Origin of the sequence: Sphingopyxis panaciterrae (assembly GCF_011762125.1) — a bacterium.
GTDB classification, from domain to species: domain Bacteria; phylum Pseudomonadota; class Alphaproteobacteria; order Sphingomonadales; family Sphingomonadaceae; genus Sphingopyxis; species Sphingopyxis panaciterrae.
This window is the reverse complement of the sequence record NZ_JAASQN010000004.1, coordinates 428,547-452,900: the sequence shown is the minus strand read 5'-3', so window position 1 is coordinate 452,900 and position 24,354 is coordinate 428,547. Positions and strand designations below refer to the sequence as shown.

General features: G+C 65.4%; 22 protein-coding genes. 15 read left to right on the top strand and 7 right to left on the bottom strand.

The window, feature by feature from the left end; genetic code table 11:
- Positions 1 to 4: 4 nt before the first annotated feature.
- From FHR22_RS16275 to FHR22_RS16255, 5 genes are all read left to right on the top strand, one after another.
- Positions 5 to 1,420, top strand: a complete 1,416-nt coding sequence (locus FHR22_RS16275; protein WP_341786643.1) for a UdgX family uracil-DNA binding protein — start codon at positions 5 to 7, stop codon at positions 1,418 to 1,420.
- A complete protein-coding gene (locus FHR22_RS16270) occupies positions 1,420 to 2,433 on the top strand; it encodes a ligase-associated DNA damage response exonuclease (protein WP_208417745.1) in 1,014 nt (337 codons plus the stop codon). The genes FHR22_RS16275 and FHR22_RS16270 overlap by 1 nt, the downstream gene beginning before the upstream one ends.
- Positions 2,430 to 4,100 carry a cisplatin damage response ATP-dependent DNA ligase gene (locus tag FHR22_RS16265; protein WP_166944704.1) on the top strand — a complete coding sequence of 557 codons (1,671 nt, stop codon included), beginning with the start codon at positions 2,430 to 2,432 and terminating at the stop codon, positions 4,098 to 4,100. Before FHR22_RS16270 ends, FHR22_RS16265 begins: the two co-directional genes overlap by 4 nt.
- Before the next feature lie 97 nt (positions 4,101 to 4,197).
- Positions 4,198 to 4,812, top strand: a complete 615-nt coding sequence (locus tag FHR22_RS16260) for a superoxide dismutase (protein ID WP_166944703.1) — start codon at positions 4,198 to 4,200, stop codon at positions 4,810 to 4,812.
- Positions 4,813 to 5,045: 233 nt separating this feature from the next.
- Positions 5,046 to 6,425: an L-serine ammonia-lyase gene (locus FHR22_RS16255; protein ID WP_166944702.1), complete on the top strand. Its 1,380-nt coding sequence runs from the start codon at positions 5,046 to 5,048 to the stop codon at positions 6,423 to 6,425.
- Positions 6,426 to 6,495: 70 nt separating this feature from the next.
- Here FHR22_RS16255 and FHR22_RS16250 read toward each other — a convergent pair whose 3' ends face one another.
- Positions 6,496 to 7,395: a LysR family transcriptional regulator gene (locus tag FHR22_RS16250; protein ID WP_166944701.1), complete on the bottom strand. Its 900-nt coding sequence runs from the start codon at positions 7,393 to 7,395 to the stop codon at positions 6,496 to 6,498.
- A gap of 98 nt (positions 7,396 to 7,493) precedes the next feature.
- Between FHR22_RS16250 and FHR22_RS16245 the strand changes: the two genes are divergently transcribed.
- The 5 genes from FHR22_RS16245 to fghA all read left to right on the top strand — a co-directional run bounded on the left by FHR22_RS16245 (position 7,494) and on the right by fghA (position 11,546).
- The gene (locus FHR22_RS16245; RefSeq protein ID WP_166944699.1) at positions 7,494 to 8,606 is read left to right on the top strand and encodes an S-(hydroxymethyl)glutathione dehydrogenase/class III alcohol dehydrogenase; all 1,113 of its coding nucleotides are present in this window, start codon (positions 7,494 to 7,496) and stop codon (positions 8,604 to 8,606) included.
- Between the two features lie 125 nt (positions 8,607 to 8,731).
- Positions 8,732 to 9,592, top strand: a complete 861-nt coding sequence (gene purU / locus FHR22_RS16240; RefSeq protein WP_166944697.1) for a formyltetrahydrofolate deformylase — start codon at positions 8,732 to 8,734, stop codon at positions 9,590 to 9,592.
- A gap of 197 nt (positions 9,593 to 9,789) precedes the next feature.
- Entirely contained in the window at positions 9,790 to 10,170 is a 381-nt protein-coding gene (locus tag FHR22_RS16235; RefSeq protein WP_166944695.1) for a VOC family protein, read from the top strand.
- A gap of 9 nt (positions 10,171 to 10,179) precedes the next feature.
- Positions 10,180 to 10,686 (top strand): prolyl-tRNA synthetase associated domain-containing protein, encoded by a 507-nt coding sequence (locus tag FHR22_RS16230; protein WP_243853764.1) that lies wholly within the window; start codon positions 10,180 to 10,182, stop codon positions 10,684 to 10,686.
- On the top strand, positions 10,683 to 11,546 hold the full coding sequence (gene fghA / locus FHR22_RS16225; protein ID WP_166944693.1) for an S-formylglutathione hydrolase: 864 nt from the start codon (positions 10,683 to 10,685) through the stop codon (positions 11,544 to 11,546). Before FHR22_RS16230 ends, fghA begins: the two co-directional genes overlap by 4 nt.
- A 145-nt stretch (positions 11,547 to 11,691) precedes the next feature.
- Here fghA and FHR22_RS16220 read toward each other — a convergent pair whose 3' ends face one another.
- From FHR22_RS16220 to FHR22_RS16200, 5 genes are all read right to left on the bottom strand, one after another.
- Positions 11,692 to 12,678: a quinone oxidoreductase family protein gene (locus tag FHR22_RS16220; RefSeq protein WP_166944691.1), complete on the bottom strand. Its 987-nt coding sequence runs from the start codon at positions 12,676 to 12,678 to the stop codon at positions 11,692 to 11,694.
- Between the two features lie 97 nt (positions 12,679 to 12,775).
- A complete protein-coding gene (locus tag FHR22_RS16215) occupies positions 12,776 to 14,617 on the bottom strand; it encodes a DEAD/DEAH box helicase (protein ID WP_166944689.1) in 1,842 nt (613 codons plus the stop codon).
- 148 nt (positions 14,618 to 14,765) lie between these two features.
- Complete coding sequence (locus tag FHR22_RS16210) at positions 14,766 to 15,944, bottom strand: BaiN/RdsA family NAD(P)/FAD-dependent oxidoreductase (RefSeq protein WP_166944687.1); 1,179 nt, start codon at positions 15,942 to 15,944, stop codon at positions 14,766 to 14,768.
- Between the two features lie 61 nt (positions 15,945 to 16,005).
- A complete protein-coding gene (locus FHR22_RS16205) occupies positions 16,006 to 16,185 on the bottom strand; it encodes a hypothetical protein (protein ID WP_037518413.1) in 180 nt (59 codons plus the stop codon).
- Positions 16,182 to 16,658, bottom strand: coding sequence for a GreA/GreB family elongation factor (locus FHR22_RS16200; protein ID WP_166944685.1), 477 nt, complete (start codon positions 16,656 to 16,658; stop codon positions 16,182 to 16,184). Before FHR22_RS16200 ends, FHR22_RS16205 begins: the two co-directional genes overlap by 4 nt.
- Positions 16,659 to 16,783: 125 nt before the next feature.
- On the opposite strand from FHR22_RS16200, the gene FHR22_RS16195 reads away from it, so the two are divergent.
- A complete protein-coding gene (locus FHR22_RS16195; RefSeq protein WP_166944683.1) occupies positions 16,784 to 17,551 on the top strand; it encodes a head GIN domain-containing protein in 768 nt (255 codons plus the stop codon).
- 43 nt (positions 17,552 to 17,594) lie between these two features.
- Complete coding sequence (locus tag FHR22_RS16190; RefSeq protein WP_166944681.1) at positions 17,595 to 18,305, top strand: head GIN domain-containing protein; 711 nt, start codon at positions 17,595 to 17,597, stop codon at positions 18,303 to 18,305.
- Positions 18,306 to 18,497: 192 nt separating this feature from the next.
- On the opposite strand, the gene FHR22_RS16185 is transcribed toward FHR22_RS16190, so the two are convergent.
- Entirely contained in the window at positions 18,498 to 19,304 is an 807-nt protein-coding gene (locus FHR22_RS16185; protein ID WP_166944679.1) for an SDR family oxidoreductase, read from the bottom strand.
- A 191-nt stretch (positions 19,305 to 19,495) separates the two neighbouring features.
- Here FHR22_RS16185 and FHR22_RS16180 point away from each other — a divergent pair, with 191 nt between their 5' ends.
- The 3 genes from FHR22_RS16180 (at position 19,496) to FHR22_RS16170 (ending at position 24,332) form a co-directional block, all read left to right on the top strand.
- The gene (locus tag FHR22_RS16180; protein ID WP_166944677.1) at positions 19,496 to 19,768 is read left to right on the top strand and encodes a hypothetical protein; all 273 of its coding nucleotides are present in this window, start codon (positions 19,496 to 19,498) and stop codon (positions 19,766 to 19,768) included.
- Positions 19,769 to 19,880: 112 nt separating this feature from the next.
- Entirely contained in the window at positions 19,881 to 22,616 is a 2,736-nt protein-coding gene (gene secA, locus FHR22_RS16175; RefSeq protein ID WP_166944674.1) for a preprotein translocase subunit SecA, read from the top strand.
- 276 nt (positions 22,617 to 22,892) lie between these two features.
- Positions 22,893 to 24,332, top strand: a complete 1,440-nt coding sequence (locus tag FHR22_RS16170) for a circularly permuted type 2 ATP-grasp protein (protein ID WP_208417743.1) — start codon at positions 22,893 to 22,895, stop codon at positions 24,330 to 24,332.
- Positions 24,333 to 24,354: the final 22 nt, after the last annotated feature.

Here is a 24,354-nt window from a genome sequence, read left to right as displayed (position 1 = left end):
GGTGGTGCTCGAGGAGCCGGGCGATTTTACCGAATGGCGGAGCGCGGCGCGGGCTTTGCTGGCAGGCGGGGTGGCGCCAGAGGATGTGAGCTGGCGTGGCAGCGAAGAGGGGGCGTCGCTGTTCGGTGCGGAGACCGTTCCGGCACCCGCGGGTGCGGTCTCGCTGCCGCGCGAACTGCTCGAGATTGCCGAGCGGGTGATATGCCATCGCGATGCGGAAGTGCCCGCGCGGCTGTACCGGATCATCTGGCGTGCGGCGCGCGACCGGCAGTTGCTCGCGCGGACGACCGATGCCGAGGTCGACTGGCTGCGGGGAGCCGACAAGGCGATCCGCCGCGACGTCCACAAGATGCACGCCTTCGTGCGCTTTCGCCGGCTGGGCGAGGAGGCGGGGCGTGAAAGTTTCGCGGCATGGTTCGAACCGTCGCACCGCATCCTCCGGCTGACCGCGCCCTTTTTTCAGCGGCGTTTCACCGGCATGGACTGGGCGATCGTGACGCCCGATGCGCGCGCGATCTGGCAGGACGAGATACTCACCTACGGCGCGGGCGGCACGAGGGACGAGGTGCCTGACAGCGATGTGGTCGAGGATCAGTGGCGCACCTATTATGGCGCGATCTTCAATCCGGCACGGGTGAAGATCGACGCGATGCGTGCCGAGATGCCGAAGAAATATTGGAAGAACCTGCCCGAGGCGCGGGATATCGCGCCGTTGCTCGCGGGCGCCGAGGCGCGGGTGGAACGCATGCGCGAAGCGGCCGTTTCCTTGGCGAACCCTTTGACCGATAAATGGCGGACGCGCGTGCCCGAAGAGCTGGCCCTCGATGACGATGTAAAGACGATGAGCGAACTTGCTCGCGCGGTCGATCGCTGCACGCGCTGCCCGCTTTATTGCGATGCGACGCAGGGGGTGGCGGGCGAGGGGCCGGAGTCGGCGCGGATCATGTTGGTCGGCGAGCAGCCGGGCGATCAGGAGGATTTGCAGGGGCGGCCGTTCGTGGGTCCCGCAGGGCAGGTGCTCGATGAGGCGCTCGCAGAGGCGGGGCTCGACCGCAGGCGGCTGTTCCTCACCAACGCGGTCAAGCATTTCAAGTTCGAACCGCGCGGCAAAAGGCGGCTGCACCAGAATCCGACGACGGGCGAGATCGATATCTGCCGCTGGTGGCTCGACAAGGAACGCGCGTTCGTCCAGCCGGAGCTGATCGTGACATTGGGCGCGAGCGCGCTGCGCGGGGTGACGGGCAAGAGCGCGAGCATCAAATCGATGCGCGGCGACGCCCACGAGTTGCAAGGAGGCGTCAAGCTGATCGCGACGATCCATCCGTCGTTCCTGCTGCGTTTGCCCGACCGCGAACGGGCGGCCGAGGAGCGCAAGGCGTTCGTCGCCGACCTTGTGCGTGCGCGGAAGCTCGCCGCCTGATGGCGAAGCCCAGGACCTGGATCGAGCCGCATCCGGGCGGCATCTATGTGAAGCCAGCCGACCTGTGGATCGATCCCTCCCGCCCCGTCGAGCGCGCCGCGGTGACGCATGGCCACGCCGATCACGCCCGCAGCGGGCATGGAGCGGTGTACGCGACGCCGGAGACGCTGGCGATCATGGCGCTGCGTTACGGGGTCGATGTCGAGGCGAGCCATAATCAGGCGTATGAATATGGCGACGGGTTCCAGTGCGGCGGGGTGCGGTTCAGCTTCCACCCGGCGGGGCATGTGCTTGGCAGCGCGCAGATATTGATGGAATATCAGGGCGAGCGGATCGTCGTCACCGGCGATTACAAGCGGCGGCCCGATCCCACCTGCACGCCGTTCGAGGTCGTGCCGTGCGATATCTTCGTCACCGAGGCGACCTTTGGCTTGCCGGTGTTTCGCCACCCGCCGACCGTCGACGAGATCGCCAAGCTGATCGGCGCGGTGCGCGCCGAGCCCGACCGTTCGGTGCTCGTCGGCGCCTATGCGCTCGGCAAGGCGCAGCGGGTGATTGCCGAACTGCGCGGGGCGGGGTGGGATGCGCCGATTTATATCCACGGTGCGCTGGAGAAGATGTGCCAGCTTTATGCGATCCATGGCATCGATCTGGGTGAACTGCGGCTGGTGTCGGAGACCGCCAAGGCGGAGATGGCGGGGCAGATCGTCCTCGCGCCGCCCTCGGCGCTGAACGATCGCTGGTCGCGGCGGCTGCCCGATCCAGTGACCGCGATGGCATCGGGCTGGATGCGCGTGCGCCAGCGGGCGCGGCAGCGGATGGTCGAGCTGCCGCTGGTGATTTCGGACCATGCCGATTGGGACGAGCTGACCGCGACGATCGAGGAGGTGAACCCGAAGGAGAGCTGGATCACCCATGGCAGCGAGGACGGGCTGCTGCGCTGGTGCGAACTGACGCAGCGCAAGGCGCGCGCATTGCATTTGGTGGGGCGCGACCTGGAGGAAGAGGTGTGAAGCGCTTCGCGGCCCTGATCGACCGGCTGATCTATACGCGTTCGCGCAATAGCAAGCTTGCGCTGATCGTCGATTATCTGCGGCACACGCCCGATCCGGATCGCGGCTGGGCGATCGCGGCATTGACCGAAAGCCTCGACTTTCCGGCGGTGAAGGCGGGGACGGTGCGAACCCTGCTGGCGACGCGGGTCGATGAGGAATTGTTCCGGCTGTCGCGGCATTTTGTCGGCGACACCGCCGAGACGGCGGCGTTGCTGTGGCCGGACTCCCTTGCCGTTCGTGGTGAGGAGCGGCTGAGCTTGTCGAAGACGCGTCTCGAACCACCTGCTGCGGTCCTTCGAGACGACCCTTCGACAGGCTCAGGGTCTCCTCAGGACGAACGGGATCTGCTCAGCGTATCGCAGGCGGTCGACGCTCTCTCTTCCACGTCCCGCAGCGATGCCCCAGCCATCGTCGCGTCGCTGCTCGACCGCCTCGACGCCGATGGGCGCTATGCGCTGCTCAAACTGGCATTGGGAGGCATGCGCGTCGGGGTGTCGGCGCGGCTTGCGAAACAGGCGTTTGCGCAGGCGTTCGATGTGCCGGTCGACGATGTCGAGGAGCTGTGGCACGCGATCCCGCCGCCCTATGCGCCGCTGTTCGCCTGGGGCGAGGGACGCGGGGAGCGGCCCGACCTCGCCGATGTCGCCTTCTTCCGCCCCTTCATGCTCGCGCATCCGCTTGAAGAGGAGAGCGTCGATCTTGCCGACTATGCCGCCGAATGGAAATGGGACGGCATTCGCGTCCAGATCGTGCGCGGCGGCAGCGAAACGCGCATCTACAGCCGCGGCGGTGAGGAGATCAGCGGGGCATTTCCCGAGCTGATCGCGGCCTTCGATCAGGATGCGGTGATCGATGGCGAGTTGCTTGTGCGCGGCGAGATTCAGGGCGGGGAGGCGGCGAGCTTCAACGCGCTCCAGCAGCGGCTGGGGCGCAAGGTCGTGTCGAAGAAGATGCTCGCCGACTATCCGGCGTTCGTGCGCGTCTATGATCTGCTTGGCGTCGACGGCAATGATCTGCGCGGCCTGCCGTGGACCGAGCGGCGGCGGCAATTGGAGGCGTTCGTGCCGCGCCTCGCCGACAGCCATTTCGACCTGTCGCAGGTGATCGATGCCGCCGATTTCGGCGACCTCGCCGAACGCCGCGCCGGCGCACGCGATGCGGCGATCGAGGGCGTGATGCTGAAGCGCCGCGATGCGCCTTATGTCGCGGGACGGCGCGCGGGGCTGTGGTATAAATGGAAGCGCGATCCGCTGACCGCCGATTGCGTGATGATGTATGCGCAGCGCGGCAACGGGCGGCGGGCGAGCTTCTATTCGGACTATACCTTCGGATGCTGGTCCGAAGCAGGCGAATTGCTGCCCGTTGGAAAGGCCTATTCGGGTTTTACCGACGAGGAGTTGAAGTGGCTCGACAAATTCGTGCGCGACAACACGCTGAACCGCTTCGGGCCGGTGCGCGAGGTCGAAAAAACGCTCGTGCTCGAAGTCGCGTTCGATTCGATCCATGCGTCGAAGCGCCATAAATCGGGGCTTGCGATGCGGTTTCCGCGCATATCGCGCATCCGGCGCGACAAGCCCGCCGAAGAGGCCGACCGCATCGCGACGCTGCAAGTGATGGTGACCTGAATTTTAAGCGGAAAAATTGCCGCCGCGGCCTTGCAACCCGCAGGGGCGATACCGAGTTTAAGGCCGCAAACCCCTCGATAACAAAATGGAGACTGCCATGACGATCGCCCATCCTCCCCTGCCTTATGCCCAGGACGCGTTGGAGCCGCATATCTCGGCCGACACGCTGGCGACGCACCATGGCAAGCACCACAAGGCCTATGTCGACAAGGTCAATGCGGCGATCGAAGGCACTGAGCTCGCCGACAAGCCGCTTGAGGAAATCGTCCACCATGCCGAGGGCGCGGGCAACAAGGGGTTGTTCAACAACGCCGCCCAGTCGTGGAACCACGCTTTTTATTGGGAAAGCCTGTCGCCGGCGAAGACCGCGCCGAAGGGTGACCTGCTCGCGGCGATCGAGCGCGATTTCGGTTCGCTCGATGATCTGAAAAAGAAGCTCAAGGAAACCGCGGTCAACCATTTCGCGTCGGGCTGGGCCTGGCTCGTCTCGCGCGACGGCACGCTGTCAGTCACCGACACGCATGACGCCGGCACCGAACTGACCGCCGGTATCAAGCCGCTGGTTGTGATCGACGTGTGGGAACATGCCTATTACATCGACCGCAAGAACCTGCGCCCGGCCTATGTCGACGCGGTGGTCGACGAGCTTTTGAACTGGGATTTCGCGGCGGAGAATTTCGCGCGCGACACGACCTGGACCTATCCGGCGTAATTTTATCCTCTCCCATAGGGGAGGCAACGAGACTTGCCGGCTTTGCCGGTTAGTCGCAATGGTGAGGGGCTCGGTCCTATCGATAGGGCACAGCCCCTCATCCAATTTCGCCTGGCCGGCAGAGCCGGCAAGGCTGCATATCCTTCTCCCAAAGGGAGAAGGATAGCGGGCCGTAACGAAAATTGGCCCGCGCGGCCCTATCCCGATGAAGCGCCTTCTCCTATAGGGCCGCCATGACGATCAGCCTGTTCGAACTTTTCAAAATCGGCGTCGGACCGTCGAGCTCGCACACCGTGGGCCCGATGGTGGCGGCGCGGCGTTTCACCGTCTGGCTCGACGAGCAGGCGCTGCTTATGAAGACCGTGCATGTCGAGGCCGACCTTTATGGCTCGCTCGCGCTGACCGGCAAGGGGCACGCCGCCGATACGGCCGTGGTCGCGGGGCTCGCGGGCGAAATCCCCGCCTCGACCAGCCTCGCCGCGATCACGGCGCATTGGGACCGCGCGACGAGCGAGGGGTTTCTCTACCTGCTCGGGCGTCAGCGTGTGCGGTTCCAGCCGGCGCGCGACCTGCATTTCCAGATGCGCCAGCGCCAGCCGTTTCACAGCAATGCATTGAGCTTCACCGCGCGCGACGGCGATGGCGAGATTCTGGCCAAGCGCATGTATTTCTCGATCGGCGGCGGCTTTGTGGTCGATGAGGATGAGGCGGGGCGCAACAGCCGCGGCGCCGAGGATGAGGTCGAATTGCCCTATCCCTTCACCTCGGGCGCCGACTTGATCGCGATGGGCAAGGCGTCGAGCCTCAGCTTTGCCGAAATGATGTTCGCCAACGAAGTGCGTCACCGCCCGCCGAACGAGGTGACGGCGGGTATCGATGCGATCGCCGAGGCGATGGATGCCTCGATCGATGCGGGTTGTTCGAGCACGGGCATTCTGCCCGGGGGGCTCAAGGTCAAGCGCCGCGCGCCGCAGATCGCCGACGACATCCGCAACCGCCACGAAACCAATCTGATCGACCCGCTCGCGATGATGGACTGGATCAACCTGTGGGCGATGGCGGTGAACGAGGAAAATGCCGCGGGGGGCAAGGTCGTCACCGCGCCGACCAACGGCGCGGCGGGGATCATCCCGGCGGTCATCCGTTTCTACCGGCGCGGTTATCGCGGTGATGACGCAGGCGTGCGCACCTTCCTGCTCGCCGCTGGCGCAGTCGGTGCATTGTATAAACGCAACGCAAGCATTTCGGGCGCCGAGGTCGGCTGCCAGGGCGAGGTCGGCGTCGCCTGCTCGATGGCCGCGGCGGGGCTGACCGCCGCGCTCGGCGGCACCAATGCGCAGGTCGAAAATGCCGCCGAGATCGGCATGGAGCATAATCTGGGCCTCACCTGCGATCCGATCGGCGGGCTGGTGCAGATTCCGTGCATCGAGCGCAACGCGATGGGCGCGATCAAGGCCATTGATGCTAGCCGCATCGCGATGATCGGCGACGGCACGCATGTCGTCAGCCTCGACACGGTGATCGCGACGATGCTGCAAACGGGCCGCGACATGCGCGACAAATATAAGGAAACGTCGAAGGGCGGGCTGGCGGTTAGCGTGGTGGAGTGTTGAGCTCCATTTCATCGTCACCCCGGACTTGATCCGGGGTCCCGCTTCCAACCTCGCTTAGCGGGACCCCGGATCAAGCCCGGGGTGACGAGGTTTGTTGAAGAACCGTCGGCAATTCCTCGCGCAATTTGTCGATCAGCAGCCGCACCTTCGGCAGCAAATGGCGGCGCTGCGGATAGACGGCCCAGATCGGCTCCTCCTGCGGGCGGAGCGGGTCGAGGAGCGAGACGAGCGCGCCGCTTTGCAGATGCGGCATCACATAGAAATCGGGAAGCTGGCAGACGCCGTGGCCCGCGAGCGCGGCTTCGGTGACCGCGGTGCCGCTGTTGCAGCGCCAGCGGCCGGCGGGGCGGTGGGTGACGTCCTTGCCCTGCGCCCGGAAATGCCAGGCGGGCGCGGTGCCGAGCAGGCATTCGTGGCGCGCGAGATCGTCGATCGACTGCGGCGCGGCGGCGCGTGCGAGATAGGCGGGGGCGGCGCAGAGGTAGAGGCTGCGCGAGGCGATGCGCGTCGCGACGAGTCCCGAGTCCGGCAGCGTGCCGGTGCGGATCGCGAGGTCGAATCCCTCGGCGAGCAGGTCGACGACGCGGTTGGTGAGTTCGAGGGTCACGGTCACGTCGGGAAAGGCGAAGGCATAGTCGCGCGCGATCTGCGCGACGAAGCGCTCGCCCATCGCGATCGAGCAGGTCATCCGCACCTCGCCGCGCGGCGCGCCGTCGTCGCTGACCGCCGACAGCGCATCGTTGCGCGCGGCGATAAGACTGCGGAATTGCTCGATCAGTGTGCGGCCCGCGGGCGTGGGGACGACGCGCCGTGTCGTGCGCACAAAAATCTGCGCGCCGATCCGGTTTTCGAGGCGGATCACCGCGCGGCTGATATGCGAGGTCGAGGTGCCGAGCCGCGCCGCCGCGGCGACGAAGCTGCCCGAGTCGGCAATCGCGACGACCTCTTCGATGCCTTCCCATGCGCCCATTATCTCACCTTTGGGATAATATATTGCCGATTGGCCCCTTTATCGTGCTTTGGATCGGTGTACAGCGGGCGCAATGTTTTTCCGTGAGGAGTGTTCCCATGAAGACCCGCGCCGCCGTAGCGTTCGAAGCGAAGAAGCCGCTCGAAATCGTCGAACTCGACCTAGAAGGCCCGAAGGCGGGCGAGGTCCTGGTCGAAATCATGGCAACAGGCATCTGCCACACCGACGCCTACACGCTCGACGGCTTCGACAGCGAAGGCATCTTCCCGAGCGTGCTGGGGCATGAGGGTGCGGGCGTGGTGCGCGAGGTCGGCGCGGGCGTGACGAGCGTCGTTCCCGGCGACCATGTCATCCCGCTCTACACCCCCGAATGCCGCCAGTGCAAAAGTTGCCTTTCGGGCAAGACCAACCTCTGCACCGCGATCCGCGCCACCCAGGGCAAGGGGCTGATGCCCGACGGCACGACGCGCTTCTCGTACAAGGGCCAGCCGATCTTCCATTATATGGGCTGCTCGACCTTCTCGAACTTCACCGTGCTGCCCGAAATCGCGGTGGCGAAAATTCGCGAGGACGCGCCGTTCCAGTCAAGCTGCTACATCGGCTGCGGCGTCACCACCGGGGTCGGCGCGGTGATCAACACCGCCAAGGTGCAGGTCGGCGACAATGTCGTCATCTTCGGGCTCGGCGGTATCGGACTCAATGTGATCCAGGGCGCGCGTCTGGCTGGCGCAAACAAGATCATCGGCGTCGATATCAACCCGGCGCGCGAGGAATGGGGCCGCAAGTTCGGGATGACCGACTTCCTCAACACCAAGGGCATGAGCCGCGAAGACACGGTCGCCGCAATCGTCCAGCTGACCGACGGCGGCGCCGATTATACTTTCGACGCGACGGGCAATACCGACGTGATGCGCACCGCGCTCGAAGCTTGCCATCGCGGCTGGGGCACCTCGATCATCATCGGCGTCGCCGAGGCGGGCAAGGAGATTGCGACGCGTCCGTTCCAGCTCGTCACCGGCCGCAACTGGCGCGGCACCGCGTTCGGCGGCGCCAAGGGCCGCACCGACGTGCCCAAGATTGTCGACATGTATATGCAGGGCAAGATCGAGATCGACCCGATGATCACCCATGTCATGGGGCTTGAGGAGATCAACAAGGGCTTCGACCTGATGCACGCGGGGGAGAGCATCCGCAGCGTGGTGGTTTTCTAAAAAGCAGTTTCGTTTCTCGCCAAGCTTCGTCATTGCGAGGAGTCGAAGGCGACGCGGCAATCCGGGGTGGTGCACCGCTCTGGATTGCTTCGCTTCGCTCGCAATGACGAGAAGAGGGGAATGTTTTGACCGGACCCTATGTCCTGACGTTCAGCTGCGTCGATGCGGTGGGCATTGTTGCCGCCGTGACGGGGCTGCTCGCGGAGCGCGACGGTTTTATTCTCGACAGCCAGCAATATGCCGACCTGGGTTCGGGGCGCTTCTTCATGCGCGTCGAGTTTCGCGGCGAAGGTGCGCGCTTTCCCGCAGGGCTGGCGGGTGTGCACGAAGCCTTTGCGCCGGTCATCGACCGTTTCGCGATGGACGCGCGAATCAGCGACCGCGCCATCAAGCCGCGCTTCGTCATCGCGGTATCGCAGGGCAGCCATTGCCTGAACGACCTGCTCCATCGCTGGTCGACCGGTAATCTCTCGATCGACATCGCCGCGGTGGTGTCGAACCATGAAGCGCAGCGGCGGCTGTCCGAATGGCATGGGGTGCCGTTCCATTATCTGCCGGTCAGCGACGCGAACCGCACCGAACAGGAGTCGGCGATCCTGGCGATCATGGACGATGCCGGCGCCGAATATCTGGTGCTCGCGCGCTATATGCAGGTGCTGTCGCAGGATCTGTCGGCGCGGCTTGGCGGGCGCTGCATCAACATTCATCACAGCTTCCTGCCGGGGTTCAAGGGTGCCAAGCCCTATCATCGCGCGCAGGAACGCGGGGTAAAGCTGATCGGCGCGACGGCGCATTTCGTGACCAGCGATCTCGATGAAGGGCCGATCATCGAACAGGCGGTCGAGCGCGTCGATCATCGCGATTCGGTGGATGAACTGATCCGCATCGGCCGCGATACCGAGGCACAGGTGCTGGCGCGCGCGGTGCGCTGGGTCGCCGAGCAGCGGGTGCTGATCGATGGACGCAAGACCGTTGTCTTCCGTTAGGACCAGTCGCCATTCCGCCCCTGGCGGCCTGCAAATGGCGAATTGTCCCGCTTCGGGTGCTCACGTGCAAAAGCACGCTGCGCTCCGGGCCGTGACGCTTCACCATTTTCGGCTCGCCAGAAGCAGAATGGCGACTGGTCCTGCTCACTCGGACAGGATAGGTTCCGATTCGCAACCAAAACCGGAGGAGCAAACCAGTGTATAGTCACAATATGGTCGGCGCGAACGACATCGAAGCCGCGAAGAAATTCTATGACGCGACCTTTGGAGCGATCGGCGGCAAGCCGGCGATCCAGGACGACAAGGGCCGCCTGATCTACATGCACAATGGCGGGCTGTTCCTGGTCGGCACGCCGATCGATGGCGAGCCGGCGACCGTCGGCAACGGCTGCACCATCGGTTTCGCGATGGAAGGGCCCGAGCAGGCGAAGGCCTGGCACGATGCCGGCGTCGCCAATGGCGGCACCTCGATCGAAGACCCGCCGGGCGTACGCGAAGGCGGTTTCGGCGCGATGTATCTTGCCTATCTGCGCGATCCGTCGGGCAACAAGCTTTGCGCGCTGCACCGCGTCGTCTGAGGTAATGGAATGATGCGCGGCGAAGCGGGATTGCGATCCGACCTTGAAACCCTTGCGATCCCCTTCGTCGAGCAGGAACATAAGCCGCTGTTCACCGTCGCGGACAGCGAAGAATTATATGGCGTCATGGCCGGGGCGCATACTAAGAACCTGTTCCTGAAGGATGCGGGCGGCGCCTTTTGGCTCGTCACCGTGGGATCGGACGCGCGCGTCGACCTGAAGGCGCTGCCCGCCGCGATCGGCAGCAAGCGCGTCAGCTTCGGCAAGGCCGAGGATATGGAACGGCTGCTCGGCATCGTCCCCGGATCGGTGACGCCGATGGCCGCGATCAATGCGTCGCCGGGAAGCATCACCATCGTCCTCGATGCGCCGCTCGCGCCGGCCGAGCAGGTCAATGTCCATCCGCTGCGCAACACCGCGACACTCGGCCTGTCGGGTGCGGCGATACTGGACCTGCTGCGTCACTGGGGGCATAGCCCGCTCGTCGCGTCCATCCCCATGCAGGAAAGCCAATGACCCTCGAAACTCTCTCCACCAACCGCAGCCATGGCGGCACGCAGGGCGTGTACAAGCATCAGAGCACGACGACCGGCACCGACATGACCTTTGCGGTTTTCGTTCCCGATCATCCCGAAGGGACGAAGCTGCCGGTGCTCTGGTATCTGTCGGGGCTGACCTGCACCCATGCCAATGTGATGGAGAAGGGCGAATATCGCGCGGCGTGCGCCGAATATGGCGTGATCTTCATCGCGCCCGATACGAGCCCGCGCGGCCCAGCCTCAAACGGAGATGCTGTTCCCGACGATCCCGATGCGGCCTATGATTTCGGGCTGGGCGCAGGCTTCTATGTCGATGCGACCGCCGAGCCATGGGCAAAGAATTACCGGATGCGCTCGTACATCGAGGACGAGCTGCCGTCGCTGGTGCTGCGCAATTTCGCGAGCGCCGACCTGACGCGGCAGGCGATCACCGGGCACTCGATGGGCGGGCATGGCGCGTTGACCATCGGGCTGCGCAATCAGGATCGCTTCCGTTCGGTCTCGGCCTTTTCGCCGATTGTCGCGCCGTCGCAATGCCCGTGGGGCGAGAAGGCGCTGACGGGTTATCTCGGCGGCAACCGCGAGGCGTGGCACGCCTATGATGCATGCGCATTGCTCGATCAGGGGCTGCGCGTGCCCGACCTGCTCGTCGATCAGGGCGATGCCGACAATTTCCTCGCCGAGCAATTGAAGACCGAGCTGCTGGTCGATGCGTGCGAGCGCGCGGGACAGAAGGCCGAGATCCGGATGCAGCCGGGGTATGACCATAGCTATTATTTCATCTCGACCTTCCTCGCCGAGCATGTCGCCTGGCATGCGGCGCGGTTGAAGGCGTAGACATTTCGTCGCCCCCGCGAAGGCGGGGGCCGCTATCGGCCTTGCACAATGCTGCCAGCGGCCAGTGAAGGGTTGGACATGCCCCGCATGTCCAAGGATTGTCCGGGGGACAATCCGACCTTTCACTCCTGCGCGGGGGCGACGGTTAAGGGTGCTCGGGAATCAACAGGCTGGATCCCGTCGTGCGTCCCGCCTGCAGGTCGGCGTGGGCGCGCGCCGCGTCTTCGAGCGAATAGCGCTGGCCCACGGTGACCTTCACCGCGCCGCTCTCGATCATCTCGAACACGCGCGCGGCGCCGGCGGCGCGTTCGCCGGGGTGGGCGTAATAGTCGAACAAGGTCGGCCGCGTAACGAACTGCGACCCGTGCTGGGCAAGGATGCCGAGGTTTATGCCGGTCACCGGTCCGCCGGCATTGCCGTAGCTGACGATCAGTCCGCGCCGGGCGGTGGCCTTCAGCGAGGCGTTCCACGTCGCCATGCCGATGCCGTCGAAGGTGACGGGCACGCCCTGACCGTCGGTGATCTCGCGGACATGTGCCGCGACGTCGTCATCCTTGTAACGGATGACATGATCGGCGCCGGCTTCGCGCGCGGCATGTTCCTTCGCCTCGGTGCTGACGGTGCCGATGACGGTCGCGCCGATGGCTTTGAGCCACTGGACGAGGATCAGGCCGACGCCGCCTGCCGCGGCGTGGACGAGCACGGGCCAACCCGCTTCGACCTTGGCGCAGCGCTCGACGAGCGCCTCGACGGTGCAGGCTTTGAGCAGCGCCGCGGCGGCGGTTTCATCGTCGATGCCGGCAGGGAGCTTGAACAGCGAGGCGGCGGGAAGAAGGCGTGCGCTGGCATAGGCGTTGCGCTGCGGCCCGAAGGTCGCGACGCGGTCGCCGGGCCGGAGGCCGTGGACATCGGCGCCGACCGCGACGACCTCGCCCGCCGCCTCGACCCCGAGTCCGCTGGGCAACTCGATCGGATAGGTGCCGTCGCGATGATAGGTGTCGAGATAGTTGAGCCCGACGGCGGTCTGGCGAAGCAGGACCTGGCCGGGGCCGGGTTCGCCAAGCGTCACCTCGCGCCAGTCGATGACTTCGGGTCCGCCCTGGCTCTCGATAAAGGCTTCGATCGCTTTCATGCTCGCGCTCCTGCTGTCCGGTCCATCTGGTGGGCCGGACAGAAGAGCGCAAGGGCAGTGCGGTGAAAGCCCCTCCCCGAAAGGGGAGGGGATCATATCATTTGGGGCGGCGCGGGCTGCGCTGGCCGAAGGGCTTCGGCTTGTAGCGTTCGTTGCCGCCGGGGCCGCCGGGACCACGCGGTCCGCGCGGACCAGCGCGGTCGCCGCCCGGCGCGCGGCCGAGCGTGCTGCGCGGCCCCCGGTCGCCCGGGCCGCCATGCCCGCCCTTGTCGCGGCGCGGCGGATAGGTCGGGCCGTCGGGTGCGGGGGTGATCGACACGCCGCTATCGTCTTCGCCATCCTCGTTGGCGCTGCGCACCACGGCTTCGGCAAAGCGATCGGCGATCGCGCGCGGGATGTTGAACATCGTTTCCTTGGGACCGATGCGGATCGCGCCGATCTCGTTCTTGCTCACATGGCCGCGACGGCAGAGCAAAGGCAGGATCCAGCGCGGATCGGCATTCTGGTGGCGGCCGATATTGAGGCGGAACCAGACGCTGTCCTCGAAGCCTTCGCGGTGGTCGGCGCTGCCGCGTTCGGGACGTTCGCGTTCGCCGCGCTCCCCACGTTCGGGGCGGTCGCGGCCGCGGGCGCTGTTGTCGATCAGATCCTCGGGCGGCGGCATCAAGGCGCGGTGCGCCTGGACGAGCGATGCGGCAATATCCTCAGGCGTGCGCTCGGCCATCAGGCGCTGCGCGAGTTCGAGATCCTCGGGCTCATGCTCGACGGGGGTGAGCAGTTTTTCCATCAGCCGTTCCTGGTCGCGCGCCCGCACATCGGCGGCGGTGGGAGCTTCCATCCATTCGGCGTTGATGCGTGCCCCGCGCAGCATGCCGTCGACGCGGCGGCGGCGCGGATAGGGGACGATGATGACCGCAGTGCCCTTTTTCCCCGCGCGGCCGGTACGGCCCGAGCGGTGCTGGAGCGCCTCGGCGTCGCGCGGGATTTCGACGTGGATGACGAGGCTGAGCGTGGGCAGATCGATGCCGCGCGCGGCGACGTCGGTCGCGACGCAGACCTTGGCGCGGCGGTCGCGCAGCGCTTGCAGCGCCGCGTTGCGTTCGTTCTGGCTATGCTCGCCCGACAGCGCGACCGCGGCGAAACCGCGTTCGACGAGGCTGGCGTGGAGGCGGCGGACATTGTCGCGCGTGGCGCAGAACAGCATCGCGGTTTCGGCGTCGTGGAGGCGGAGCAGGTTGACGACCGCACCCTCGATGTCGGCGGGCGCGACGGTCACCGCCTGATAGGCGATGTCGCCATGGCCGCGGTCTTCGCCGACGGTCGAGATGCGCAGCGCATCCTGTTGATAGCGTTTGGCGAGCTGGACGATCGGTTTCGGAAGCGTCGCCGAAAACAGCAAGGTGCGGCGCGTCGCGGGGGTGCCGTCGAGAATTTCCTCCAGGTCGTCGCGAAAGCCCATGTCGAGCATTTCGTCGGCCTCGTCGAGTACCGCGACGCGGAGCGCCGAGAGGTCGAGCGCGCCGCGTTCGAGATGGTCGCGCAGGCGGCCCGGGGTGCCGACGACGATCTGCACGCCCTGGTTCAGCGCGCGGCGTTCCTTGCTGGCGTCCATGCCGCCGACGCAGGTCGCGATGCGCGCACCGGCCTTGGCGTAGAGCCAGCCGAGTTCGCGGCTGACCTGCAAAGCAAGTTCGCGCGTCGGGGCGACGATCAGCGCGAGCGGCGAGGTCGCGAAGGGCAGGCGGCCGTCCTCGATCAGTTCGTCGCCCATCGCAAGGCCGAAGGCGACGGTCTTGCCCGAGCCGGTCTGCGCCGAAACGAGCAGGTCGCGGCCCTTGGCCTGATCCTCGCTGACCTGCGTCTGGACAGGGGTGAGTGCTTCATAGCCGCGCGCGGTCAGGGCGTCCGAAAGGACGGGGGAAAGATTCTCGAAATTCATTTTGTTCTTCTTATCCTGTGCGGCCATTCTCGGCCGATTCTCTGTTCGTCACCCCGGACTTGATCCGGGGTCCATCGCCCAAGGTTCAGCAATGGCGCGTGGATGCCGGATCAAGTCCGGCATGACGATGGTTTTTGCGGTTTTTTTCCTAAAGGGCTTGGCCCGCCGCGTGTCCGCTGGCCCAAGCCCATTGAAAATTATAGCCGCCCAGCCACCCGGTGACATCCACGGCTTCGCCGACCGCATACAGTCCCGGCACGCTTTTGGCCATCATTGTTTGCGACGACAGATTTGCGGTCGAAATTCCGCCGACGGTGACCTCGGCCTTGGCGAAGCCCTCGGTGCCGTTCGGACGGAATATCCAGCGCGACAGCCGCGCCTCGGCATCGCGAAGCTTCGTGTCGGTCAGGGCTCCGAGTTCGCCGGGGAGCGCAAGGCGTTCGGCAAGCGTTTCGGCAAGGCGGTCGGGGAGCGCGGCGCCCAAGGCTGCACGTACCGAACTGCGCGGGCGGGTACGCTTGGCATCGATCAGCCAGCCTTGCTGGGCATCGGGCAACAGATCGATCGTCACCGGTTCGCCGTGGCGCCAATAGCTGCTGATCTGGAGGATCGCCGGGCCCGAGAGGCCCTTGTGCGTAAACAGCGCGGCCTCGCGAAACGCTGCCTTGCCGGCGCGCGCCTCGACCGGCGCGGCGATGCCCGAGAGCTCACGGAACAGCACATCGCCGCCGCCGAGGGTCAGCGGGACGAGCGCGGGCCGCGGCTCGACGACCTTCAATCCGAACTGGCGCGCGAGGTCGTAGGCGAAACCGGTCGCCCCCATCTGCGGGATCGACGGGCCGCCGGTGGCGATGACGAGACTGGCGGCGGTGAAATATTGGTCGCCGAAGCGGATAGTGAACTTGCCGTCGGCGTGGGTGACGTCGCTCACCGGCTGGCCGGTGCGCACATCGACGCCGGCTTTGGCGGCTTCTTCGAGCAGCATCGCGACGATCTGTTTCGCCGAGCCGTCGCAGAACAGCTGGCCGAGCGCTTTTTCATGATAGGCTATGCCGTAACGTTCGACGAGCGCGACGAAATCGGTGGGCGTATAGCGCGCGAGCGCCGACTTCGCGAAATGCGGGTTCGCCGAGATGAAGCGGTCGGGCGCCGTATTCACATTGGTGAAGTTGCAGCGCCCGCCGCCCGAGATCAGGATTTTCTTGCCGACCCGGTCGGCATGGTCGAGCAGCAGGACGCGCTTGCCCCTTTGCCCCGCGACCGCGGCGCACATCAGCCCGGCCGCGCCGGCACCCAGCACGATGGCATCATATTCGGCGATGGTCATCCGGCCTGGCGCGCGATTCGGCCTTCGCCGGGATGGCGGATGAAAGCTTGGGACATGGTCGTCAGTGCAGCTTCGCGATCGACAGGCTGTCGGCCTTGGCGCGGATCTTCACCGATTCCTCGCTGCGGGTCAGCGCCTTGGCGATCGACTTCAGCGGCATGCCCTTCTTGGCGAGCGTGTGCAGCTTGTCGATCTCGGCGGGAGTCCACGGCTGTTTGTGGCGTTCGAACTTGTCCTTCATGCCTGCACCTCTTGATCGGCGTGCGCCGCGACGATGGCGATCGCCTCTTCGCGGCCCTGATATTCGAGCATCTCGCCCGGCTCGGCACCCATCATCGCGCGGGCGAGCGGCGCGGAGAAGGCGATGTGGCCGCGCGCCGGATCGGCCTCGTCGTGGCCGACGATGGTCAGCGTGCGTTCGGCGCCGTTCAGCGCGAAGGTCACGCGGCTGCCGATCGCGACGACATCGGCGGCGGGCACGGGCTGCACCTCGGCGGTGGCCTGGCGGGTGTGGAAATAGCGCAGGCGGCGCTGGAGTTTCTTGCGTTCCTCTTCGGCGTCGGTAATCGCGATCTCACCCTCAAGACGCGCGACCGCTTCGCCGAGCAGGCGGAGCCCGCGCGGGGTCACGAGATTGGGGCCGACGGGGATCGGCAGCTCAAACTCGGGTTCCTTATGCTCGTCGTCGCTTTCGCGGCGGAACGCAACGCTCATGGTCTGGCTTTCGGTTTCGGGGAGAGGCTTGCCTCTGGACCGCGAAGGTGGCGACAAGAAGGCAGCCATGCTGGACAGCCGCCGCGACCGTGTGTTATATGTACAATACACAGAGGAGATTTGCGATGCGTAACTGGACGATGGCGATCCTGCCGCTGGCACTGACGATGACGGCCACGGGTTGCAGTGGTGCCGACGGCAATGGCGGCGACCGGCAGGACGGCAGCAAAGGCGGGCCGCCCGCCAGCGTCGGCCCGATCACGACGCGCGATTTTGCGCTGACGGGCTTTACCGGCATCGACGTCGCCGGGCCCGACGACGTGACGGTCCGGCGCGGCGACGCGTTTTCGATCAGCGCGCGGGGACGGCAGGAGGCGCTCGACCGGCTCGAAATCAAGCTCGACGGCTCGACACTGGTCGTCGGACGCAAGCGGACGGGCTTCAGCTTTTCGAACAGCGACGAGGATGATGTCGATATCGCGATCACCCTGCCGAAACTCGACACGGTGCAGCTCACCGGTTCGGGATCGATCGAGGCCGATACGGTCGACGGCGACGCGGTAAAGGCGGTGCTGACCGGATCGGGCGACCTGAAGCTGGGCAAGCTGAACGGCAAGAGCGCCAAGATCACCCTGTCGGGTTCGGGCGATATCGAGGTCGGCGGCGGCAAGATCGGGTCGGGCGACGTCAGCATCGCCGGGTCGGGCGACGTCGATGCCGACGGGCTTGTGGCGGAGACGCTGGATATCTCGGTTGCGGGATCGGGCAGCGTCGAGGCGCAGGCGACCGGTCAGGCCGACATCAGCATCCTGGGGTCGGGCGACGTCAAGCTGACCGGCGGCGCGACCTGCAAGACGCGGCAGGTCGGATCGGGTACCGCGACCTGCAAATGATGCGGCGCTGGTGCCGCCTGCGCGAACGGGCTAAGGCGGCACCATGATCCATATCCAGCGATGGGCCGCGCTGTCGGCCGCCGTCTTCGTCGTGACCGCGCCCGCCGCGGCGGCGGAGAAGCGTTACGGGCTGACCAGTTTCGAGACCATCGAGGTCAGCGCCGATGTCGCGGTCGAGGTGGTGACGCGAGCGCCGGTGAGCGCGGTCGCAACCGGATCGCAGGACGCGCTCGACCGGATTGTCGTCGAGGCGCGCGACGGCAAGCTGGTGATCAGCGAGAAGACATTTGCCGGCGACGAAAAGCGCGTGGCACCGCGGGGCTCGGCGACGATCCGCGTCAACGCCGCGAACCTGCGCGCAGCGATGCTGAGCGGCGCCGGATCGCTCCGGATCGACAAGCTGAAAGGCGCGCGCGTGACGATCGGCCTGCGCGGCCCGGGTCAGATCAGCGTCGGCGACATTGTAGCCGACCGCCTGGCGGTCGCGATGGTCGGCAATGGTGCGATGACGCTCGGCGGCAGCGCCAAGCAGGCGCAGATGGCGCTGTCGGGCGCCGGGATGGTCGATGCCGGCAAGCTGGCGGTCGACCAGCTGATCAGCGACAGTGAGGGTGCGGGCGACCATATGCTGAACGCGGTAAAGACCGCCGCGATCACGACACGCGGCGCCGGCAAGACGGTGGTGCTGGGACGGCCGGTGTGCACCGTGCGCAACGTCGGCAGCGGGACGGTGACCTGCGGGACGAAGAAATAAGGGGCTGGCGGCGGCGGTCGTCGGCAGGTCTCGGCCGTTGGTAGTCGTTCCGTCCTTCGTCACCCCGGACTTGATCCGGGGTCCCGCTTGATGCCGAAACTGCCGCCGCTCCAGAAAAAAAGCGGGATCCCGGGTCAAGCCCGGGATGACGAAAGCGGGTGGTGCCTATGCCAGCTTCCCACCCCAATGCCGCTATCCGTGCCCTGCGGTGCCCAGCCCGTCGATCTTCTTCGACTGGCGCACGATCAGGCCGGGGAACCAGCGCGCGATGCGTGCCAGCCGCTTTGCCATCTTGCCGACGGTCACATGCACCTTCGCGCCGTGCACCGCTTCCCACGCCGCTTCGGCGACGCGTTCGACGGGGACGATTTCGAAGCCGCTTGCCGACAGGCGGCTGCGCGCGGGTTCGTTGCTGTCGGCGCTGACCTGGTCAAGCAGCGGGGTGTCGATGAAGCCGGGCATCAGCGAGCGCACTTTGATGCCATGCTTCGAAAATTCGATTTCGAGCGCTTCGGTGAGGCCGCGCACCGCGAATTTGGTCGCCGAATAGACCGCAAGGCCCGCGACGCCGTAAAAGCCCGACGCCGACCCGGTGTTGAGGATCGTCGACCCCGGCGTCGCGCGCAGCAGCGGCAGCGCCGCATAGATGCCGTTGACGACGCCGCCGAAATTGATCGCGATCAGCCGGTCGGCTTCTTGCGGATCCATATCGATATATTGGCCGCCCGATCCGATCCCGGCGTTGTTGAACAGCACATCGAGCCGTCCGCCGCTCGCGGCCGCGAAGCTGTCGAGCGCCGCTTTCCACTGGTCGCGGTCGCGCACGTCCATGATGTGGCGCGACGAGGCGCCTTCGGGGAGCAGCGCCGCGGTTTCGTCGATCCCTTGCGAATTGACGTCGGCGACGCCGACGAACCAGCCTTGTGCGGCGAAATGGCGCGCCGTCGCGCGGCCGATACCCGAACCGCCCCCGGTGATGAAAATCGCCTTCCGTGCCACCCGCGTCCTCCTTACATCAGTGTCAATGTGAGAAGATGCGAAGTTGACGCGCGCGTCAAGCGTCAAATCGCGGCCCGGTTCGCTGCAGCGGTTCGTCGCACCGAGCCCTCTGGACGTCGCAGGGCTTTCACCCTATGTTCAGGGTCCAGCGCCTATATGCGGCGCTTTACGGAAACGAACAGGGGCTATTCTTGCGGTTGTTGCTGACCCTTTTGGCATTGCTGACCGGCCTGGCGACCGCCGACCGGGCGGTTGCCGCGCCTGCCGTTCCGGCGGCGATGGGGTCGCTCATCATGTTCGCCGAGACGGCCGGACAGGCCGAGACCAGCGACAGCGAACGCCGCCCCGCGACGACGACGCCCACCCGCCGCACCAGCGGCGGGGGTGGCGGCCGCAAGGTCCGCAAGGCGGCGCCGCCGCATCTTCCGGGCCTGCTCACCGGTAGCGACCGCGCGCTCGAATAGCATCGAGCCTTAGCGTCCCATCGCGGACGCCGCCCCGAATTGCGGGGCTTTTTTGCATATCCGGCGGCGCCATGCCGCATTGTCATTTCAGAAAATCTCAAGGAAATCCGCCATGTTTGCTGGCCTCGCCAAAAGCCTGTTCGGCTCGTCGAACGACCGTTACGTCACCTCGATGCGCAAGATCGTCGACAAGATCAACGCCTTCGAACCCGCGCTCGAAGCGCTCGACGATACGGCTTTGCGGGCGCAGACGCAGGCGTTTCGCGACCGGCTGAACGCCGGCGAGACGCTCGACGACATTTTGCCCGAAGCCTTTGCGACGGTGCGCGAGGCGGCGAAGCGGACGCTCGGCATGCGCCATTTCGACGTCCAGATGATCGGCGGCATCGTCCTTCATCGCGGCGAGATCGCCGAAATGGCGACGGGCGAGGGCAAGACGCTGATGGCGACCTTGCCCTGCTATCTGAACGCGCTCGAGGGCAAGGGCGTCCATGTCGTTACCGTCAACGACTATCTCGCAACCCGCGATGCCGAATGGATGGGTGCGGTTTACGGCTTCCTTGGCCTGACCACGGGGATCATCGTCCCGAACCTCAACGAGGTACAGCGGCGCGAGGCGTATAACAGCGACATCACCTATGCGACGAACAACGAACTTGGCTTCGATTATCTGCGCGACAATATGAAGTTCGACCGCGTCCAGATGGTCCACCGCGAGTTCAACTTCGGTATCGTCGACGAGGTCGATTCGATCCTGATCGACGAGGCGCGGACGCCGCTGATCATCTCGGGCCCGACCGACGACAAGTCCGAACTCTACATCCGCGTCAACGAGGTGGTCCACCAGCTTGTCGAGGATGATTATGAAAAGGACGAGAAGACCAAGTCGATCAACCTGACCGAAGACGGCACCGAGCATGTCGAGCGGCTGCTCGAGGCTGCGGGGCTGTTGCAGGGCAGCAACCTCTACGACATCGAGAACACCCAGATCGTCCATCACGTCAATCAGGCGCTGAAGGCGATCGTCATGTTCCGCATCGACACCGACTATATCGTCAAGGACGACAAGGTCGTGATCATCGACGAATTCACCGGCCGCATGATGGACGGCCGCCGCTGGTCCGACGGCCTGCACCAGGCGGTCGAGGCGAAGGAAGGGGTGAAGATCGAGCCCGAGAACCAGACGCTGGCGTCGATCACCTTCCAGAATTATTTCCGCATGTATCCCAAGCTGTCGGGAATGACCGGCACCGCGGCGACCGAAGCGGCCGAATTCTTCGATATCTACAAGATGAACTGCGTCACCATCCCGACCAACCGCCCGATCGCGCGGCAGGACGACGAGGATGAATTCTACAAGAATATCACCGACAAGTTCGGCGCGATCGCCAAGACGATCCGCGCGGCGCAGGAGCGCGGCCAGCCGGTGCTCGTCGGCACCGTGTCGATCGAAAAGTCCGAACTTCTGTCCTCCTTTCTCGAAAAGGAAGGCGTTGCGCACAGCGTGCTCAACGCGCGTTTCCACGAAAGCGAAGCGCATATCGTCGCGCAGGCGGGGCGCACCGGCGCGGTCACCATCGCGACCAACATGGCGGGCCGCGGCACCGACATCAAATTGGGCGGCAACGAAGAGTTCCGCATCGACGATGAGCTGAAAGATGTACCCGAAGGCGCCGAGCGCGATGCCGGCATCGCGCGCATCCAGGCAGAGGTTGCCGCCGAGCGCGAGGCGGTGAAGGCCGCGGGCGGGCTGTTCGTGCTCGCGACCGAGCGCCACGAAAGCCGCCGCATCGACAACCAGCTGCGCGGCCGTTCGGGGCGCCAGGGCGACCCCGGCCTCAGCAAATTCTACCTCTGCCTCGACGATGACCTGCTGCGCATCTTCGGCCCCGACACGCTGTTTTCCAAGATGATGAACAAGAATCTGGAGGATGGCGAGGCGATCGGGTCGAAATGGCTGTCGAAGGCGATCGAGACCGCGCAGAAGAAGGTCGAGGCGCGCAACTACGACATCCGCAAGCAGGTCGTCGAATATGATGACGTGATGAACGACCAGCGCAAGGTCATCTATGAACAGCGCGGCGAGATCATCGACAGCGAGACCGTCGACGAGGTGATGCTGGCGATGCGCGCCGAAACGGTCAACGCGATCGTCGCCGACGCGTGCCCGCCGGGCAGCTATCCCGAACAGTGGAACGTCGAGCAGATGAAGGAGCGGACGCTCAATATCCTCGACCTTGCTCCGCCGATCGACGACTGGATGCAGGAAGATGCCGTCGAACCTGAAATGTTCGAGCAGCGCATCCAGGAACAGGCCGACGCCGTCGCCGCCGAAAAGGCGAGCCAGGTCGATGTCGATACCTGGAAGGGGATCGAGAAATCGGTGCTGCTCCAGACGCTCGACCATCATTGGAAAGAGCATCTGTCGACGCTCGACGCGCTGCGCCAGGTGGTGTTCCTGCGCGCCTATGCGCAGAAGCAGCCGATCAACGAATATAAGCAGGAAGCCTTTGCGCTGTTCGAACGCATGCTGTCGAACATCCGCGAGGATGTGACGCGGACGATCGCGCGCATCGACCTGCGTTTCGAGGAGCCCGAGCCGATGGCGCTGCCCGAGCTTCCCGACTTTCTGACCACGCACATCGATCCGTTCACCGGCGATGACAACAGCGCCGACGTCGATGGCGGCGACCTGGGCGTGATCGCGAACACGCTGCCGCCGATGCAGATCCCGCGCCCCGACCTGCCCGAGGGCGAGAATCCCTATGCCGAGCTCGACATCAGCCGCAACGCGCCGTGCCCGTGCGGCTCGGGTCGCAAGTACAAGCATTGCCACGGGGTGATTTGACGTCGGTCCCACTCATTCGTGACCCCGGACTTGATCCGGCGTCCCGCTATTCGACGTCATAAAGCGGGATGCCGGATCAAGTCCGGCATGACGAAGGAAACGAAACAACCCCCTGAAGTTACGGTAACACTTGCCGCCACAAGCCCGCTTGCCAAGGCGCGCGGGGGCGATTAGCATCGCATCTCATAAGCTTGATGGCCGCGTAGCCCCAAGCGACGCAGCAGCAGGAACAATGGGCCGCGCCGGCCGGAAATATCGGGGCGGCTGGTCGATGGCATGTTGCGTGGAAAGGGCGGGCGCATTTCCTTTTTCGACGAGATGACGAGCCAGGAGGGCGGGCCGCGGTCGCCTTACCGCGAATATTGCGACTGGTTCTATGCCGAGGACAGCCAGCGCATCCAGCACAAGACGCAGCAGGCCGAAGCGCTGTTTCGCACCACAGGGATCACATTCAACGTCTATGGCGACGCCGATGCCGACGAGCGGCTGATCCCTTTCGATGTCGTGCCGCGGATCATCTCGGCGAGCGAGTGGCGGCGGCTGTCGCGCGGGATCGAGCAGCGCGTGCGGGCGCTCAACGCCTTTCTCTATGATATCTACCACCGGCAGGAAATCCTGCGCGCGGGCCGGGTGCCGACCCGATTGATCGCGCGCAACGACGCTTTCCTGCCGATGATGATGGGCCTCGATCCCCCGGGCGGTATTTACACGCATATCAGCGGCACTGACATCGTGCGCACTGGCGCCAATGAATTCTACGTGCTGGAGGATAATGCGCGGACCCCGTCGGGGGTGTCATATATGCTCGAAAATCGCGAGACGATGCTCCAGATGTTTCCCGAGCTGTTCGCGAAGGTCGCGGTGCGCGAGGTCGGCGACTATCCGATCAACCTGCTGAAATCGCTCTCCGCCTGCGCGCCGCCGAAATGCGGCGGGACGCCGACGGTCGCGGTGCTGACCCCGGGCATCCACAATAGCGCCTATTATGAGCATAGCTTCCTCGCCGACCATATGGGCGCCGAACTGGTCGAGGGGCACGATCTGCGCGTCGTCGACGGGCGCGTCCAGATGCGCACGACGCAGGGATATAAGGCGATCGACGTCGTCTATCGCCGCGTCGACGACGATTTCCTCGACCCGCTGAACTTCCGGCCCGATTCGATGCTCGGCGTGCCGGGAATCTGGGACGTCTATAGGGGCGGCGCGATCACCATCGCCAATGCGCCGGGCACCGGGATCGCCGACGACAAGGCGCTCTATAGCTATATGCCCGACATCATCGAATTTTATACCGGCGAGAAGGCGCTGCTGCCCAATGTGCCGACGTGGCGGTGCAGCGAGCCCGAACATCTGCGCGAAGTGCTCGACCGCCTGCCCGAACTGGTGGTCAAGGAGGTGCATGGGTCGGGCGGTTACGGGATGCTCGTCGGACCCGCGGCGAGCAAGAAGGAACTGGCGGCGTTCCGGGCCAAGCTGGAGGCCAATCCGGGCAATTATATCGCGCAGCCGACGCTGTCGCTGTCGACGGTGCCGATCTTCACCAAAAAGGGCCTCGCGCCGCGGCACGTCGACCTGCGTCCCTTCGTCCTGATGTCGCCGCAGGGGATTACGATCACGCCGGGCGGGCTGACGCGCGTCGCGATGACGAGCGGGTCGCTGGTGGTGAATTCGAGCCAGGGCGGCGGGACCAAGGATACGTGGGTGCTGGAGGATTGATGGGGACTGCGGCTCTCTTGAA

Coding starts and splice junctions, on each gene's coding strand:
- FHR22_RS16205 (WP_037518413.1), bottom strand. CDS start 16,185: ATGAAGGACAAGTTCGAACGCCACAAACAGCCGTGGACTCCCGCCGAG.
- FHR22_RS16260 (WP_166944703.1), top strand. CDS start 4,198: ATGACGATCGCCCATCCTCCCCTGCCTTATGCCCAGGACGCGTTGGAG.
- FHR22_RS16245 (WP_166944699.1), top strand. CDS start 7,494: ATGAAGACCCGCGCCGCCGTAGCGTTCGAAGCGAAGAAGCCGCTCGAA.
- FHR22_RS16220 (WP_166944691.1), bottom strand. CDS start 12,678: ATGAAAGCGATCGAAGCCTTTATCGAGAGCCAGGGCGGACCCGAAGTC.
- FHR22_RS16200 (WP_166944685.1), bottom strand. CDS start 16,658: ATGAGCGTTGCGTTCCGCCGCGAAAGCGACGACGAGCATAAGGAACCC.
- FHR22_RS16170 (WP_208417743.1), top strand. CDS start 22,893: ATGTTGCGTGGAAAGGGCGGGCGCATTTCCTTTTTCGACGAGATGACG.
- FHR22_RS16230 (WP_243853764.1), top strand. CDS start 10,180: ATGATGCGCGGCGAAGCGGGATTGCGATCCGACCTTGAAACCCTTGCG.
- FHR22_RS16190 (WP_166944681.1), top strand. CDS start 17,595: ATGATCCATATCCAGCGATGGGCCGCGCTGTCGGCCGCCGTCTTCGTC.
- FHR22_RS16270 (WP_208417745.1), top strand. CDS start 1,420: ATGGCGAAGCCCAGGACCTGGATCGAGCCGCATCCGGGCGGCATCTAT.
- FHR22_RS16255 (WP_166944702.1), top strand. CDS start 5,046: ATGACGATCAGCCTGTTCGAACTTTTCAAAATCGGCGTCGGACCGTCG.
- fghA (WP_166944693.1), top strand. CDS start 10,683: ATGACCCTCGAAACTCTCTCCACCAACCGCAGCCATGGCGGCACGCAG.
- secA (WP_166944674.1), top strand. CDS start 19,881: ATGTTTGCTGGCCTCGCCAAAAGCCTGTTCGGCTCGTCGAACGACCGT.
- FHR22_RS16210 (WP_166944687.1), bottom strand. CDS start 15,944: ATGACCATCGCCGAATATGATGCCATCGTGCTGGGTGCCGGCGCGGCC.
- FHR22_RS16215 (WP_166944689.1), bottom strand. CDS start 14,617: ATGAATTTCGAGAATCTTTCCCCCGTCCTTTCGGACGCCCTGACCGCG.
- FHR22_RS16250 (WP_166944701.1), bottom strand. CDS start 7,395: ATGGGCGCATGGGAAGGCATCGAAGAGGTCGTCGCGATTGCCGACTCG.
- FHR22_RS16195 (WP_166944683.1), top strand. CDS start 16,784: ATGCGTAACTGGACGATGGCGATCCTGCCGCTGGCACTGACGATGACG.